At 73.3% G+C, this 12,491-nt stretch carries 15 protein-coding genes and 1 pseudogene; 13 read left to right on the top strand and 3 right to left on the bottom strand.

Going from position 1 to position 12,491, the window contains the following annotated elements:
* Positions 1-60 precede the first annotated feature (60 nt).
* From ACIHFE_RS10435 to ACIHFE_RS10415, 5 genes and pseudogenes are all read left to right on the top strand, one after another.
* Complete coding sequence (locus tag ACIHFE_RS10435; RefSeq protein ID WP_400105430.1) at positions 61-1,389, top strand: class I SAM-dependent RNA methyltransferase; 1,329 nt, start codon at positions 61-63, stop codon at positions 1,387-1,389.
* A 227-nt stretch (positions 1,390-1,616) separates the two neighbouring features.
* Positions 1,617-2,573, top strand: coding sequence for an alpha/beta hydrolase (locus ACIHFE_RS10430; protein ID WP_400105429.1), 957 nt, complete (start codon positions 1,617-1,619; stop codon positions 2,571-2,573).
* Positions 2,566-3,729, top strand: coding sequence for an acyltransferase (locus tag ACIHFE_RS10425; RefSeq protein WP_400105428.1), 1,164 nt, complete (start codon positions 2,566-2,568; stop codon positions 3,727-3,729). Before ACIHFE_RS10430 ends, ACIHFE_RS10425 begins: the two co-directional genes overlap by 8 nt.
* Before the next feature lie 165 nt (positions 3,730-3,894).
* Entirely contained in the window at positions 3,895-4,572 is a 678-nt protein-coding gene (locus tag ACIHFE_RS10420) for a response regulator (protein WP_400105427.1), read from the top strand.
* Positions 4,569-4,646: pseudogene (locus ACIHFE_RS10415) on the top strand (MbtH family NRPS accessory protein); the annotation flags it as partial. The gene ACIHFE_RS10420 and the pseudogene ACIHFE_RS10415, both read left to right, overlap by 4 nt.
* A 45-nt stretch (positions 4,647-4,691) precedes the next feature.
* On the opposite strand, the gene ACIHFE_RS10410 reads toward ACIHFE_RS10415, so the two are convergent.
* A complete protein-coding gene (locus ACIHFE_RS10410; RefSeq protein WP_400105426.1) occupies positions 4,692-5,522 on the bottom strand; it encodes a pentapeptide repeat-containing protein in 831 nt (276 codons plus the stop codon).
* Between the two features lie 161 nt (positions 5,523-5,683).
* Positions 5,684-6,265, bottom strand: a complete 582-nt coding sequence (locus ACIHFE_RS10405) for a helix-turn-helix domain-containing protein (RefSeq protein WP_400105425.1) — start codon at positions 6,263-6,265, stop codon at positions 5,684-5,686.
* Positions 6,266-6,311: 46 nt separating this feature from the next.
* On the opposite strand from ACIHFE_RS10405, the gene ACIHFE_RS10400 reads away from it, so the two are divergent.
* The 6 genes from ACIHFE_RS10400 (at position 6,312) to ACIHFE_RS10375 (ending at position 10,111) form a co-directional block, all read left to right on the top strand.
* On the top strand, positions 6,312-7,019 hold the full coding sequence (locus ACIHFE_RS10400) for an AzlC family ABC transporter permease (protein WP_400105424.1): 708 nt from the start codon (positions 6,312-6,314) through the stop codon (positions 7,017-7,019).
* Positions 7,016-7,324, top strand: coding sequence for an AzlD domain-containing protein (locus ACIHFE_RS10395; protein WP_400105423.1), 309 nt, complete (start codon positions 7,016-7,018; stop codon positions 7,322-7,324). The genes ACIHFE_RS10400 and ACIHFE_RS10395 overlap by 4 nt, the downstream gene beginning before the upstream one ends.
* 194 nt (positions 7,325-7,518) lie before the next feature.
* Positions 7,519-7,932, top strand: coding sequence for a cell division protein SepF (locus tag ACIHFE_RS10390; RefSeq protein WP_400105422.1), 414 nt, complete (start codon positions 7,519-7,521; stop codon positions 7,930-7,932).
* A 24-nt stretch (positions 7,933-7,956) separates the two neighbouring features.
* Positions 7,957-9,120, top strand: coding sequence for an AAA family ATPase (locus tag ACIHFE_RS10385; protein WP_400105421.1), 1,164 nt, complete (start codon positions 7,957-7,959; stop codon positions 9,118-9,120).
* A gap of 2 nt (positions 9,121-9,122) precedes the next feature.
* On the top strand, positions 9,123-9,533 hold the full coding sequence (locus ACIHFE_RS10380; RefSeq protein WP_400105420.1) for a nucleotide pyrophosphohydrolase: 411 nt from the start codon (positions 9,123-9,125) through the stop codon (positions 9,531-9,533).
* Between the two features lie 119 nt (positions 9,534-9,652).
* Positions 9,653-10,111 carry a DUF6099 family protein gene (locus ACIHFE_RS10375; RefSeq protein WP_400105419.1) on the top strand — a complete coding sequence of 153 codons (459 nt, stop codon included), beginning with the start codon at positions 9,653-9,655 and terminating at the stop codon, positions 10,109-10,111.
* Between the two features lie 11 nt (positions 10,112-10,122).
* On the opposite strand, the gene ACIHFE_RS10370 is transcribed toward ACIHFE_RS10375, so the two are convergent.
* Positions 10,123-10,344 carry a hypothetical protein gene (locus ACIHFE_RS10370; RefSeq protein ID WP_400105418.1) on the bottom strand — a complete coding sequence of 74 codons (222 nt, stop codon included), beginning with the start codon at positions 10,342-10,344 and terminating at the stop codon, positions 10,123-10,125.
* A gap of 247 nt (positions 10,345-10,591) precedes the next feature.
* Here ACIHFE_RS10370 and ACIHFE_RS10365 point away from each other — a divergent pair, with 247 nt between their 5' ends.
* Positions 10,592-11,515 (top strand): LLM class F420-dependent oxidoreductase, encoded by a 924-nt coding sequence (locus ACIHFE_RS10365; protein ID WP_400105417.1) that lies wholly within the window; start codon positions 10,592-10,594, stop codon positions 11,513-11,515.
* 42 nt (positions 11,516-11,557) lie between these two features.
* On the top strand, positions 11,558-12,478 hold the full coding sequence (gene mmuM / locus ACIHFE_RS10360) for a homocysteine S-methyltransferase (protein WP_400105416.1): 921 nt from the start codon (positions 11,558-11,560) through the stop codon (positions 12,476-12,478).
* Positions 12,479-12,491 lie beyond the last annotated feature (13 nt).

The following is a 12,491-nucleotide window of genomic DNA, read 5'->3' as shown; positions in this document are numbered from 1 at the left end:
GACGTAGACTGAGCGGCTGTTGTCCGGCCGCCCCCTCACCCCAGCAGGAGCACCATCCCCATGCAGACCGAACCGACGAAGTCGCTGGTCGGCCAGGAGTACCAGGTCGAGGTCGGCCCGGTCGCGCACGGCGGCCACTGTGTGGCCCGCACCGAGTCGGGCCGGGTGCTGTTCGTCCGTCACGCCCTGCCCGGCGAGCGCGTCGTCGCCCGGGTGACCGAGGGCGAGGAAACCTCCCGCTTCCTGCGCGCCGACGCCGTCGAGATCCTCGACCCGTCCAAGGACCGCGTCGAAGCCCCCTGCCCCTTCTCCGGCCCCGGCAAGTGCGGCGGCTGTGACTGGCAGCACGCGGCCCCCGGCGCCCAGCGCCGCCTCAAGGCCGCCGTCATCGCCGAACAGCTCAGCCGGCTGGCCGGACTGACCCCCGAGGAGGCCGGCTGGGACGGCACGGTCGTCCCCGCCCCCGGCGACAAGGTCGCCAAGGGCGAGGTCCCCGCCTGGCGCACCCGGGTCCAGTACGCCGTCGACGCCGAGGGCCACGCGGGCCTGCGCAAGCACCGCTCCCACGAGGTCCAGCCCATTGACCACTGCCTGATCGCCGCCCCCGAGGTCAGCGAGCTGGGCATCGAGGGCCGCGAGTGGCCGCAGATCGCCTCCGTGGAGGCCATCGCCGCCACCGGCTCCAGCGACCGCCAGGTCGTCCTCACCCCCCGCCCCGGCGGCCGGCTGCCCATCGTCGAACTCGACAAGCCGGTCTCCGTCCTCCGCGTGGGGGAGAAGGACCAGCGCATCCACCGTGTCCACGGCCGCCCCTTCGTCCGCGAACGCGCGGCCGGCCGCACCTGGCGCGTCGCCGAGGGCGGCTTCTGGCAGGTCCACCCCAAGGCCGCCGACATGCTGGTCGAAGCCGTGATGCAGGGCCTGATGCCCCGCAAGGGCGATATGGCCCTGGACCTCTACTGCGGCGTCGGCCTGTTCGCCGGCGCGCTCGCCGAACGGGTCGGCGACCAGGGCGCCGTGCTGGGCATCGAGTCCAACAAGCGGGCCGTCGAGGACGCCCGCCACAACCTGGCCGACCTCGACCGGGTCCGCATCGAGCAGGGCAAGGTCGAGGAGATCCTGCCCCGCACCCGGATCTCCGAGGCCGACATCATCGTCCTCGACCCGCCCCGGGCGGGCGCCGGCCGCGACACCGTCCGCCATCTGTCCTCCCTGGGCGCCCGCCGCATCGCCTATGTGGCCTGCGACCCGGCCGCCCTGGCCCGCGACCTCAAGTACTTCGCGGCCGAGGGCTACCAGCCGGTGACGCTGCGGGCGTTCGACCTGTTCCCGGTCACGCACCATGTGGAGTGTGTGGCGATTCTGAAGCGGGTGGCGCAGGGCTCCTGACCTGATCGGCGGCCCAACGGAGCAGGCCACACCGGCACCATGGGAAGGCGCCGCGCCCGGCAACGGGCGCGGCGCCTTCGCGTTGTCCAGGGTCCCGATGTCCACCCCGTAATACCCCAGAGCTACCCCCAAGTTCGCTCCCCAGTGGCACGCGGACGACGCCGCCTGATCCATAACCTCCGTGCCGAAGAGACCACACGGCTTCGGCACGGAAGGAACCCACCGCCATGGCGCTTCGCGCATTCCGTGTCCTGCTCGCCGTGCTGGTGGCCGCCTCGGTGGCGGTGCCGGTGTCGGCCCTGGCCGGTGCGGCCGGCGTGCCGGCGCCCGCGCCGGCCGTGCGGGACGGGCGGCTGCCCGCCGCCAACTCGGCCGCCCTGGCCGGGCGTTATGCCGCGACCCGCCGTGATATCGAGGCGGCCGGGCGGACGGCCGGGCGGCACGGGGACGCGAGGCGGGCCGCCGCGCTGCGCCGATTCGCCGATGCCGAGCGGCAGTTCCTGTTCTTCGACGGCCGTGACGGGGGTACGGCCGCCGAGGTCTTCGGCGATCTGGCCGCGGCCGGGCGGATCGCCGTGCTGGTCCCGGGCTCCGGGACCAGCGTGGACGACTACTGGCGGCTGAGGGCGGGTGCCACCGCCCTGCGGCGGCAACTCGGCGGCGGACGGAGCGCCGTGATCGCCTGGCTGGGCTACCGCACCCCGGTCGTACCCAGCCTGGCGGCCATCACCTCCGCCCGCGCCGACGCGGCCGCCGGCCGGCTCCACGCCTTTGTGGGGGAGCTGACGGCGGCCAGGCCCGCCGCCCGCATCTCGCTGCTCTGCCACTCCTATGGATCCGTGGTCTGCGCCCGAGCGGTGCACGGCCTCCGCCTGGCCGATGTGGTGCTGTACGGCAGCCCCGGCACCGGCTGCCGCGATGCCGCCGCGCTGCACACCGGTGCCACCGTCTGGGCCGGCCGGGGCAGCCACGACTGGGTCCGCCGGATACCGCACCACAGCGTCCGACTGCCCTTCACCGACCTGGGGTTCGGCACCGACCCGATGTCCCCGGCCTTCGGCGCACGCCGCTTCCCGGCCGGGGACGGCGGGCACAGCGACTACCTCAAGCCCGGGTCCACAGCCCTGAAGAACATCGCCCGGATCGTCGCCGGGAGAGCTCCCCTGGGAGGGGATCATGCGTGACTTCGTCCGGAGGGTGGAACGGGCCACCCCCGCCAACCGCGACCGGGCCGTGGACGGCCTGCGGGCCCTGGCCATCGCGGGCGTGGTGCTCGGCCACTGGCTGGTGACCGCCCTGGTCCAGGACAGCGGCACCCTGCACAGCGAGAGCCCGTTGCACTATCTGCCGCAACTCACCCCGGTCTCCTGGGTGTTCCAGACCCTGGCCGTGTTCTTCATGGTGGGCGGGATGGTCGGGGTCAGGAGCCAGGCCGCCGCCCGCGCCCGGGGGGCCGGCCACTGGAGCTGGACCGGCACCCGGCTGCGCTGGCTGTTCCGCCCGGTGGTCGCGCTGCTGACGGTGTGGACGGCCGCCATGGCCGCGATGACGGCGGCCGGAGCGGACCAGCGCACCCTGCACACCCTGGGCAAGCTGGCCCTGTCCCCGCTGTGGTTCCTGCTGGTCTTCGCGGTGCTCACGGCGGCCACCCCGCTGGCGGCCCGGCTGCGTCCGGGATGGCCGCTCGCCGTGGTCCTGCTCGTCGACCTCAACCGTTTTGTGCTGCACGGTCCCGGTTGGCTGAACTCGCTGAACGTACTGGCCGGCTGGCTGGTCCCGTACTGCCTGGGCGCGGTCTGGGCCCGCGGCGGCCTGCGCGGCCGGACGGTCCGCTGGGCACTGTTCCTCGGCGGTGCCGCCGCCACCGCGGTCCTGGTCCACTGGGGCGGCTACCCGGCCGCCATGGTCGGTGTGCCCGGTGCCCCTGTCTCCAACCTGGACCCGCCCAACCTGGCCACGGCCTGCTTCGGTCTCGCCCAGTGCGGCGGCGCCCTGCTGCTGCTCGGCCCGCTGCGGCGGCTGCTGGCCCGGCCCGCCGCCTGGGCGGCGGTGGCGGTGGTCAACCTCTCCGCGATGACCGTCTTCCTCTGGCACCAGACCGCCATGATGGCCGTCACCGCCACCGGCCTGCTGGCCGGCCGCAGTCTGACGGGTCTGCACACCGCGCCGGACGGCGCCGGCTGGGTACTCGCCCGGCTGGCCTGGCTGCCGGTGTTCGCGGCGGCGCTGCTGGTGTGCTGGGCCGCCTTCCACGGATATGAGCAGCGGCGGCCCAGGGGTGGCGGGACGGTGGTGCGCTCGGGCGGTCCCGTGGCATCCCGGCCGGTGGGGCGTGTCTAGGGTGTGGGCCATGGGGGGAGGGGGCCTGGTTCTGCGGGCATGCCGAACCGGTGGCGGTGCGGGTGCCTCCACCGGGGGCCTCGCCGTACCGCCGGGCCCGGGCCGGTTGTCGAGCGCCGCTCGGCCCTGCCGTGCCATGTCCATCGACCAGGTTGAGGTAACCCCATGACCACCCTCCGCGTGCTGATCGCCGACGACCAGATGATGGTCCGTGAGGGCTTCACCGTGCTGCTCGACGCCCAGCCCGGCATCAAGGTCGTGGGCCAGGCCGTGGACGGGGCCGACGCCATCGCCAAGGTCGCCGAACTCGCCCCGGATGTCGTCCTGATGGACATCAGGATGCCGGTGCTGGGCGGCATCGAGGCCACCCGCCGCCTCACCGCCCCCGCCGGCTCCACCGTCAAGGTGCTGATGCTGACCACCTTTGACGTCGACGAGTATGTGTATGAGGCACTGCGCGCGGGCGCCTCGGGGTTCCTGCTCAAGGACGCGTCGGCCGGGGAACTCGCCCATGCGGTAAGGGTGGTGGCCGCCGGTGAGGCGCTGCTGGCACCGAACATCACCAAGCGGCTGATCGCCGAGTTCTCCCGGGTGACCGACGCCCCGCGCGCCCCGGTGCGCGGCCGGACCGGCAACCTCACCGAGCGCGAGACCGAGGTGCTGTCGCTGATCGCCCAGGGGCTGACCAACGCCGAGATCGCCGAACGGCTGGTGGTGGCCGAGCAGACGGTGAAGACACATGTCGGCCGGATCCTGGTCAAGTCGGGCCTGCGGGACCGGACCCAGGCCGCCATCTTCGCCTATGAAACGGGCCTGATCCGCCCGGCCGGGTACGGAGAGTGAAAGACGAGGGCCGGCACTCGCTGTGGCCGGTCGTCGCCGATGCGCCGGAGGGATGGAGCAGGGCCTTCGGCGAGGCGATCCGGCACCGGAGCGGCGGCAGGGCCGGTCTCCGGCCGCGCTCACCAGTGCGCGGGCCGCTCCAGCCCCGCGGGCAGCCGGGTGGCGGCATCCCCCCGTGCGGCGTTGAGCTGCGCCTGGGTGAGGAAGATGCTGCCGGTCAGATCGGCCCCGCTGAGGTCGGCGTCCCGGAAGTCGGCGCCGATCACATCCGCCTCCCGAAGATCGGCCTTGCGGAGGTCGGCCGCGATCAGATACGCCCCGCGCAGATTGGCGCCGCGCAGCTTGGCCCCGGCCAGCCGGGCGCCCATCAGGTCGGCGCCCCGGTGGTTCTTCGTGCGGCCGGGGACCTTCTCCCGCACCAGTTCGCTGGTGCGCAGCAGCAGGGTGTTCACCCGGCCCCGCAGGGCCGGTACGTCCAGTCCGGCCAGGGACTCGGCGCTGCCCCGGGTGAGGCCGTCGATCTCGGTACGGGCCCGGCGCAGCTCGCCGTGGACCGGGCGGGCGGCGGGCAGGGTGAGCGCCTCGGACACGTACCACAGCAGCTCGTGCAGTTGCCGCATCACCGGGAAGACCTCGAACATCTGCCGGGCGCTGCCCGGCTCCCGGCGCCAGTCCCGCCCGCCGAAGGTGACCTGGGAGACCTTCTGGCCGGCCCCGAAGCAGTCGAAGACGGTGCACCCGGAGAAGCCGCTCTGCCGCAGCCGCGTGTGGATGCCGCAGCTGAAGTCGGCCTTGAGGTTGGCGCAGGGGGTGCCCGCGTCCTTGTTCACCGCGAAGTCCGCCGAGGCCGCGAAGGGCAGCGCCACACAGCACAGCCCGAAGCAGCTGCCGCAGTCGGCCTGGAGGTCGGGACGGCTGTCGTCGGTGACGGAGGCTTGGCGCTGGGACAAGGCGGCTGATCTCCTGCCGGGTGGGGAGCGGGCCGGCTGCCGTGCTCGGGACCCGCCCCATTGTCGCCGATGGGCATGGCGCACCCGTCGGCGCCCGGGGTGGCCAGGCTCACATCCCCCGCGCCGGACTCACCACCCCGCACCGGAACAGCCCTGCCCCCTCAGACATGCTCCATCGCCAGGAACAGCACCGTCCCCGCCGCCAGCGCCCGGAACACATGCCGGACGTCGCCGGGGTAGCAGATGTAGTCCCCCGCGCCCAGCTCCACCGGCTCCTCGGCCGGCCCCAGCAGCACCCGCCCGGCGGCCACCACGGCATGCTCCAGCGCGCCGGCCATATGCGGTTCGGACTCCCGGGCCGCCCCCGGCTCCAGGCGCAGCAGATACAGATCCCGCCGGGCGTGCGGCGGACAGGAGCTCAGCAGGGTCGCGGTGTGCCCGGGCCGCTCGGACGGCACCGTCACGCCCTCCCCGGACCGCAGCACCGTCACCCGCGGCCGCGGCGGATCGACCAGCCTGCTGAACGGCACATCCAGGGCCACCCCCAGCGCCCACAGGGTCTCCACACTGGGATTGCCGGTGCCGGACTCCAGCTGGGACAGCGTGGACTTGGCCAGCCCGGCCCGCTTGGCCAGTTCGCTCAACGACAGCCCGGTGCGCAGGCGTTCACGCCGGATCCGGTCCGCTATCAGATCCAGCGGAGGGCGGGCCGCCGAGGCGTCCCGTTCGCTGTGTCCTTCCACTTGTTCTCCTTGACGAACGATTACTGGCCCGTTCACCATAGCGGCCATGCGTTCGCTCTGGAATACGCTGGACCGCCAACTCCGCCGGGACATAGGCGCCGTGGGCCTCGCCATAGGGGTGGTGGGCGCCTCCTTCGGCGCCATCGCCGTCACCTCCGGACAGTCCCCCTGGGTGCCGCTGACCATGTCCGCCACCGTCTTCGCGGGCGGAGCCCAGTTCACCATGCTGGGCATCGCGGCCGGCGGCGGCACCACGGCCGCCGCCGTGCTGGCCGGCCTCATCCTCAACGCCCGCCTCCTGGTCTTCGGGCTGTCGGTCGCCGACGTCCTGCAAACCAGCTGGCGGGCCCGGCTGTTGGGCAGCCATCTGCTGGTGGACCAGGCGGCCGCCTTCGCCCAGGCCCAGCGCGATCCCCACCGCCGCCGGGCGGCCTACCTCCTCTGCGGCGCCCTGCTCTACCTCACCTGGAACCTCGGCACCCTGGTGGGCGTGCTGGCCGGCCGGGTCGTGGGCGATCCCCGGGCGCTGGGCCTGGACGCGGCCGAACCCATGGTCTTCCTGGCCCTGGTCCTGCCCGCCCTGCGCGAGGCCACCGCCCGCCGCTGTGCCCTGACCGGCGCCGCGCTGGCCCTGGCCGCGGTGCCCTTCCTGCCCGCCGGACTGCCCGTACTCCTGGGCCTGTTGGGCCTGGCCGCCGCCGGCGTCACCCGCACCCGGCCGGCCACCGCACCGGGAACGGCGGACCGCTCATGACTCTCTGGGCCATCCTGCTGCTCGCCCTCGGCACCTATGGACTGCGCCTGTGCGGACCGCTGTTGCACAGCCGCCTCACCCTCTCCGACCGCACCCGCGCGCTGCTCACCCGCTCCGGCGTCGTCCTGCTGTGCACCATGGCGGCCACCTCCGCCTTCACCACCGGCCATGACTTCGCCGGCTGGTCCCGCCCGGCGGGCGTGCTGGCCGGCGCCGTCCTCGCGCTGCGCCGCGCCTCCTTCCTGGTGGCGGTCCTGGCGGCGGCGGCGACCACGGCGGGACTGCGGCTGCTGGGGGTGCGATGACCACAACCGGTGACCACCACAGCCGGTGACCACAACCGGTGACCACAGCCGATGACCACAGCCGATGACCACAAGAAGGCACCGCTCTCCGCACGAACGGGGCACGGCGCGTGTCATTCGGCCGAATGGGGGCAGCCGGTTCCCTAAAATCGCGGGATGTACATATCCAGCACGTTCCCCGGAGGGGTGATCCGGTGAACAGGTCCGAGGCCACCGACGAGCAGTGGGAGGGACTGGCCGAGGTGGTTCCCCTGCGCGGTTACCACACCTGGCCGTCCTGGGCCAACCATCGGGCCCTGCCCGAGGGTGAACCGGAGCCGGCCGCGCAGCAGCGCAAACTGGTCGTGCTCCGGGTGCAGTTCTTCGCGGACGCCCGCGAGGTGGCGGAGCACCTGATCGCGGGTACGCCGGTGCTGCTCGACCTCACCAGCGCCGACATCGATGTCGCCAAGCGCGTCCTGGACTTCTCCAGCGGGGTCGTCTTCGGCCTGGGCAGCGGCATGCACCGGGTGGACACCAATGTCTTCCTGCTCGCCCCGGAAGGTACCCAGGTGGCGGCGGCATACCCCGATCGTAGGAAGAGCGACCCGGTGAAACGGTTTGGCTGACCAGCGGCCGCCTACCGTCCGGGCATGGACACCAGCCGTGCCCCGATGGCCGTCATCGCCCCGCCCCACCGGCCCGCCGTCACCGAACTGCGGCTGTCCGCCTTTAAATCGCATCGCAACGCCGTCTTCCCGCTGGCCCCGCTGACGCTGTTCCGCGGGGCCAGCGGCAGCGGCAAGTCCAGTGCCCTGCAGGCGTACCAGACCCTGGCCCGGCTGGCCGGCGGCGAGTCGCTGCGCGCGGCGCTGGCCCCGGTGGCGGGTGGCCCCGAGGCCTGTGTGCCGCAGCAGGCCCGGCCGGACGCCCAGGGCCGCCGGGGCTTCCGGATCGGCTGCACCGTCCAGGGCCCGGCCGGGCCGGTGCACCTGGACCTGGCCGTCCAGGCCGAGCCCGAACTGCGGGTGGTGGGGGAGCGGCTGACCGGCTCCGGGCGCACCCTGCTCAGCACGGCGCTGCGCGACCCGGGACTGCCCAGGGTGGAGGCCGCCTGGCACACCGCCGGCGCGGTGCCGGTCACCCGCGCGCCGTTGCCCGACGACCGGCTGGGCACGGCACTGCTGCCGCTGCGGGTGGCCGGGAAGACGGCCGGGCAGCGCCTCGTTCTGGAGGCCGCCGAGCAGGTGGTGATCGCGCTGCGCTCGGTCTTCGTCTGCGATCCCCGGCCGGAGCTGATGCGTGCCCCGGCCGAGGCCGCGGACACCCGGCTGCGCAATGCCTGTGACAACGTTGCCGCGGTGCTGGGCCGTACCCGCCATGAGTGCGTCACCCGGCACGCCGCCCTGGTCGCGGCGGCCGCGGCGGGCTGCCGGGGCCCGGTCGAGGGGCTGACCGTGCAGGAGCTGGACGGCGGCCGGGTACGGGCCCTGCTGGCGCGCGGCACCGGTGCCCCCACGCCGGTGGAGCGGCTGGGCGACGGGGAACTGCGCTATCTGGCGCATTGCCTGGTCCTGCTGACCGGGCCGGAGGTGCTGGCGGTGGACCGGGCGGCCGAGGTGCTGCCCGCCCGGCAGGCGCTGACCGTGCTGGCGGACGACCTCGACCGCTGCCTGGACGGCGAGCAGGCACGGGAGTTGCTGGCGCTGGCGGCGCGGATGTGCGAACGAGGGCATATCCGGCTGGTGGGCACGGTGCGCGGGGAGGCGGCGCGGGCGGCGGAGCGGGTGCCGGGCGCGGTGGTGGTAGATCTGTGAGGATGAGCGAAGATCCCCGACACCCCGAACCGCCCGCCGAACCGCCCGCCGACCTGGGCTCCTTGCGGCGGCGGCTGACCGCGTTCGCCGCCGCCCGCTCCTGGCAGCCATACCACACGCCCAAGAACCTGGCCGCCGCGCTGAGCGTGGAGGCGTCCGAACTCCTGGAGATCTTCCAGTGGTTGACCCCGGAGGAGTCGGCCCGGGTGATGACGGACGAGGCGGCCGCGGCCCGGGTGCGGGACGAGGTCGCCGACGTCCTGGCCTATCTGCTGCAGTTCTGCGAGGTGTTGGGGATCGACCCGGCGGCCGCGCTGTCCGCCAAGATCGACCGCAATGAGCGGCGGTTTCCGGTACCCGGCGAACACCCCGCGGAGGAGCGGAATCCATCCCACCGTCACTCTCCGGAGTGATTGAGTTGTCCACAGCGGATTTGGTATCCACAGATTTCTGAATTCCCCTGGCTTTTCCGGCGGTTAGTCATCACTCTGGGTAGTGAGAGCGGGCGGACGGAAAACATGGGGGAGTGGGCATGGACGCGGTGCGTTTGATCGAGGCGACCCGGCTCGCCCTGGCGAGGGCGGCCGGAGTGGCGGAGATCGTGGCCGAGGCATGGCAGACACAGGCGTTGGCGCAGGCCGTCGGCGGACACCTGGCCGCACATGGCGCCTATGAGGTGCGGTCGGCGGCCCGGGGGCTGAGCGAGGCCGGGAGCAGGGCCTCCGGCGCGCTGCGCCAGATCGCGCCGGGCGCCGGAGGCTTACGGGCGGCTCAGCTTTCCACGGTGCGCGAGCCCTGGGAGGCACTGACCGACCTGGGGGTGCTGCTGGGCGAGATCGGCATCGCCCTGGTGGGAGTGGCCTGTTCCTGCGAGGAGGACGGGCTGTACTGGCAGTGCATCGAGGCGATCGACTCGGCCGATGAGACCAGCGACCGGGTGAGCGGACTGCTCAGACGGATCGCCCTGCGAGAACGGGGAGGTGCCGCGTGATGGCGGCGCGGTCAGCCGGCGGCGGGGTCCGGCCGGTCCGGAGACGGCCGCTGGGCGGACGGCTGGGCGGGTGGCTGGGCGGACGACTGAAGGTCCGCGTCGAGCTGCGACAGATTGGCGTTCAGCTCTGCCATCAACTCCTCCATCTGCTGCAACAGGCCCTTGGGCGCGCCCTGTCGCGCGGAAGCGGCCTGGGTGGGCAACGCCTCTTCGGGCACGGCTTCCTGGGTCATGGTGGCCTCCTCGGCCCCGGCCCTCCCGGCGCGGGAGGGCGGCATAGCGATCGTCGCCTCCGGCAGCGGACACCGGTGCGCGGGCCGGGCGGTCCGGCTCCGCCGAGGCCAACGATCTCCCGGCGCGCCGGACACTGGCCGATACCTCGACGTCCGGAGCGGGCCGGGGTTTTTCACCCGGGGGAGGCGAGAAGGACGGGGCGGCAGTTGCCGGGTTGACGGGTGTTCGAGCGTGCAGGATGGAGGCATGGACCTGCGCGTATTCACCGAACCCCAGCAGGGGGCGAGCTATGACACCCTGCTCACCGTCGCCAAGGCCACCGAGGATCTGGGCTTTGACGCCTTCTTCCGGTCCGATCACTATCTGGCCATGGGCTCCGGTGACGGCCTGCCCGGTCCGACCGACGCCTGGATCACCCTGGCCGGTCTGGCCCGGGAGACCAGGCGGATCCGGCTGGGCACCCTGATGACCGCCGCCACCTTCCGGCTGCCGGGGGTGCTGGCCCTCCAGGTCGCCCAGGTCGACCAGATGTCCGGCGGCCGGGTCGAACTCGGCCTGGGGGCGGGCTGGTTCGAGGAGGAGCACCGGGCCTATGGCATTCCCTTCCCCAAGGACCGGTTCGCCCGCCTGGAAGAGCAACTGGAGGTCGTCACCGGGCTGTGGGCGGCCAAGACCGGTCAGACCTTCTCCTTCGAGGGCGGCCACTACCGGCTCACCGACTGCCCGGCACTGCCCAAGCCCGCCCAGGCCAAGGTGCCGGTGCTGATCGGCGGGCTGGGTACCAGGCGCACCCCGGCACTGGCCGCCCGGTTCGCGGATGAGTTCAATATGCCCTTCGCCTCCATCGGGGACAGCGAGCAGCAGTTCGGCCGGGTGCGGGCGGCGGCCGAGCGGGTGGGCCGCCGGGCCGACGAGCTGGTGTACTCCAACGCCCTGGTGGTGTGCGTGGGCAGGAACGACGCCGAGGTGGCCCGCCGGGCCGCGGCCATCGGCCGTGAGGTGGCCGAGCTCAGGGAGAACGGCCTGGCCGGCTCGCCGGCCGAAGTGGTGGACAAGATCGGGCGCTATGCCGCGGTGGGCTCCTCCCGGATCTACCTCCAGCTGCTGGACCTGTATGACCTGGACCACCTGGAGCTGATCTCCGCTCAGGTGCGGTCCCAACTGGGCTGACCGGCTGGGGCCGGGCAGCGGAGCGAGGGAGAGGGCTGATCCATGGCCGTACCGGCCACACCGCTCGCCCGGGCGCTGGCGGACCATACGCTGGTGCTGGACGGCGGGCTGTCCAACCAGCTGGCGGCGCAGGGCTGTGACCTGTCCGGTGAACTGTGGTCGGCCCGGCTGCTGTCGGACGACCCCGGCCAGATCGAACAGGCGCATACCGCCTATGTACGGGCCGGCGCCCAGGTGTTGATCACCGCCGGCTACCAGGCCACCTTCGAGGGCTTCGCCCGGCGCGGGCTGGACCGGGAGGCGGCCGCGGCGCTGCTGCGCACCAGCGTGGAGCTGGCCCGGCGGGCGGCCCGCCCGGCCGCCCGGGAGGTCTGGGTCGCCGCCTCGGTCGGGCCCTATGGCGCCATGCTCGCCGACGGCAGCGAGTACCGGGGCCGATATGGCCTGAGTGAGGGGGAATTGGAGCGCTTCCACCGGCCCCGCATCGAAGTGCTGGCCGGGGCCGGGCCCGATGTGCTGGCGCTGGAGACGGTGCCGGACGCGGTGGAGGGCCGGGCGCTGCTGCGCGCCGTCGACGGGTGCGGGGTGCCGGTGTGGCTGAGCTACAGCTGCGCCGGTGAGTACACCCGGGCCGGGCAGCCGCTGGCCGAGGCATTCGCCCCGGCCGCCGGGAACGACCAGGTGATCGCGGTGGGCGTCAACTGCTGCGATCCCCGGGACGCGGACCGGGCCGTGGAGATCGCCGCCCGGGTCACCGGCAAACCGGTGGTGGTCTACCCCAACAGCGGGGAGGGCTGGGACGCCCGGGCCGGGGACTGGCGAGGGGGCGCCACCTTCGACCCGGCGCGGGTGAGTGTCTGGCGCGCGGCCGGAGCCCGGCTGATCGGCGGCTGCTGCCGGGTGGGGCCGGAGCTGATCGGGGAGTTGGCGGCGCTGCTGGAAGACGATCTGGAAAACCATTAGGAGGGCAGATAAA

The sequence above is a fragment of the Streptomyces sp. NPDC052396 genome, from assembly GCF_044593195.1.
Taxonomy (GTDB): domain Bacteria; phylum Actinomycetota; class Actinomycetes; order Streptomycetales; family Streptomycetaceae; genus Streptomyces.
Note: the sequence above shows the minus strand (reverse complement) of the source record. Positions and strands in the feature narration are given on the sequence as shown.

Bases quoted from the DNA above. Each gene is read 5' to 3' on its own strand.
- ACIHFE_RS10435 (WP_400105430.1), top strand. From the start codon at position 61: ATGCAGACCGAACCGACGAAGTCGCTGGTCGGCCAGGAGTACCAGGTC.
- ACIHFE_RS10430 (WP_400105429.1), top strand. From the start codon at position 1,617: ATGGCGCTTCGCGCATTCCGTGTCCTGCTCGCCGTGCTGGTGGCCGCC.
- ACIHFE_RS10425 (WP_400105428.1), top strand. From the start codon at position 2,566: ATGCGTGACTTCGTCCGGAGGGTGGAACGGGCCACCCCCGCCAACCGC.
- ACIHFE_RS10420 (WP_400105427.1), top strand. From the start codon at position 3,895: ATGACCACCCTCCGCGTGCTGATCGCCGACGACCAGATGATGGTCCGT.
- ACIHFE_RS10400 (WP_400105424.1), top strand. From the start codon at position 6,312: ATGCGTTCGCTCTGGAATACGCTGGACCGCCAACTCCGCCGGGACATA.
- ACIHFE_RS10395 (WP_400105423.1), top strand. From the start codon at position 7,016: ATGACTCTCTGGGCCATCCTGCTGCTCGCCCTCGGCACCTATGGACTG.
- ACIHFE_RS10385 (WP_400105421.1), top strand. From the start codon at position 7,957: ATGGACACCAGCCGTGCCCCGATGGCCGTCATCGCCCCGCCCCACCGG.
- ACIHFE_RS10380 (WP_400105420.1), top strand. From the start codon at position 9,123: ATGAGCGAAGATCCCCGACACCCCGAACCGCCCGCCGAACCGCCCGCC.
- ACIHFE_RS10375 (WP_400105419.1), top strand. From the start codon at position 9,653: ATGGACGCGGTGCGTTTGATCGAGGCGACCCGGCTCGCCCTGGCGAGG.
- ACIHFE_RS10370 (WP_400105418.1), bottom strand. From the start codon at position 10,344: ATGACCCAGGAAGCCGTGCCCGAAGAGGCGTTGCCCACCCAGGCCGCT.
- ACIHFE_RS10365 (WP_400105417.1), top strand. From the start codon at position 10,592: ATGGACCTGCGCGTATTCACCGAACCCCAGCAGGGGGCGAGCTATGAC.
- mmuM (WP_400105416.1), top strand. From the start codon at position 11,558: ATGGCCGTACCGGCCACACCGCTCGCCCGGGCGCTGGCGGACCATACG.